Raw genomic sequence first — 1,684 nt, 5'->3', positions numbered from 1 at the left:
TATTTCACGGCACCCGCAACCATGCCCTTGATGATGTGCTTCTGGGCGAACAGGAACCCCACCACGATGGGGGCCGCCGCCATGAGCACCGCCGTCATGATCAGGTCCCACTTCTTCACGAAGGAGCCTGCGAAGCCGGCGATGGCCAGGGGGATGGTCTGCACGTCCTGTCCGATCCCCAGGATCAGGGAGGGCAACAGGAAGTCGTTCCAGATCCAGATGGCGTTCAGGATGATCACCGTCACGAAGATGGGCTTCAGGATCGGCATGATCACGTTCAGGAACACCTGCATCTTGGTGCAGCCGTCGATGGTGGCCGCCTCCTCCAGCGCCACCGGGATCGACTTGATGAACCCGTGGAACATGAACACCGCCAGGGGCGCACCGAAGCCGATGTAGGCGAAAATCATCCCGTGGTAGGTCCGCAGCATGGGGAGCCCCACCGTCTCCCGGATCATCCTGAACAGGGCCACCAGGGGGAACATGACCACCTGGAACGGAATGATCAGCCCGCTCAGGAACAGCAGGAAGATCACCGTGGAGGTCCTGGTCTTGGTCCGCACCAGCACCCAGGCCGCCATGGCCGAAAAGATGGAGATCGTCGCCAGGGATCCGGCGGTGATCACCACCGAGGCGAACACGCTGGAGGAGTACCGCACGCTGGGACTCGTCCAGATCGTCTTGATGTTGTCGAACAGCTGGCCCCACCGGGCCGGCAGGGAGATCGGGTCGCTGATGATCTCCAGGGACGCCTTGGCCGAATTGATGACCACCACAAAGAAGGGGAACATGGCGAACAGGAAAAATATCGCCGTCAGGACCTCGAACACCAGCAGCAGGGTTTTCTTCTTCATCCTCATCACATCTCCACCTCCTTCTTCTTGTTGTAGTACACCTGGGCGATGGAGATCACCGACAGCACCAGGAAGAAGATGATTGCCCTAGCCTGCCCTTCCGCCATCCGGTTGTACTTGAACGCCACGTCGTAGATGTGCACCGCCAGAAGCTCCGAGGAGTTCACGATCTCCCCCTGGAACATGGTGGTGGGGCCCCCGTTGCTCAGGGCCCGGATGATGTCGTACTGCTTGAAGGACGACACCAGGGTCAGGAACGAGGTGATGGTGAAGGCCTGGGCGATCAGCGGCATGGTGATGTTCCACAGCTTCTGCAGGGGGGTCGCCCCGTCGATGTCGCTGGCCTCGATCAGCTCCTGGGGCACGTTCAGGATCGCCGCGATGTAGATCATCATGATGTAGCCCGCGTACTGCCAGGTGAAGGCCAGGATGATCCCCAGCAGGGTCAGGTTGGGGTCGGACAGGATCAGCAGGTTCTGGATCGCCTCGGAGCCCACCAACCCTCCCAGGGGCGGGACCACGCTCTTGAAGATGAACTGCCAGATGTAGCCCAGCACCAGGCCCCCGATCAGGTTCGGGACGAAGAATCCCGCCCGGTAGAAGTTCTTCAGCTTCAGCTCCCGGGTAACCAGGAACGCCAGCACCAGCGCCACCGCATTGATGGCCACCACGCTCAGCAGGGTGAACAGGAACGTGCGCCCGAAGGAATACCGGAACGCGTAGTCGGAAAACATGGTCTTGTAGTTCTCGAGCCCCACGAACTTGGGCTCCACCCCCGCGATGGCCGTCCAGTCCGTCATGGAATAGTACAATCCCATGAAGAACGGTAT

At 60.5% G+C, this 1,684-nt stretch carries 2 protein-coding genes; both read right to left on the bottom strand.

Annotated features, from left to right (window positions below):
- Positions 1-860, bottom strand: an 860-nt coding sequence (locus tag GXN74_RS14215; protein WP_246208741.1) for a carbohydrate ABC transporter permease, incomplete at its 3' end; no start/stop codon positions are given.
- The coding region (locus tag GXN74_RS14210) for a carbohydrate ABC transporter permease (protein WP_162371590.1) at positions 860-1,684 on the bottom strand (825 nt) is incomplete at its 5' end. The genes GXN74_RS14210 and GXN74_RS14215, both read right to left, overlap by 1 nt.

The sequence above is a fragment of the Anaerotalea alkaliphila genome, from assembly GCF_010179735.1.
Classification (GTDB): domain Bacteria; phylum Bacillota; class Clostridia; order Lachnospirales; family Vallitaleaceae; genus Anaerotalea; species Anaerotalea alkaliphila.
This window is presented reverse-complemented; position numbering and strand designations above follow the sequence as displayed.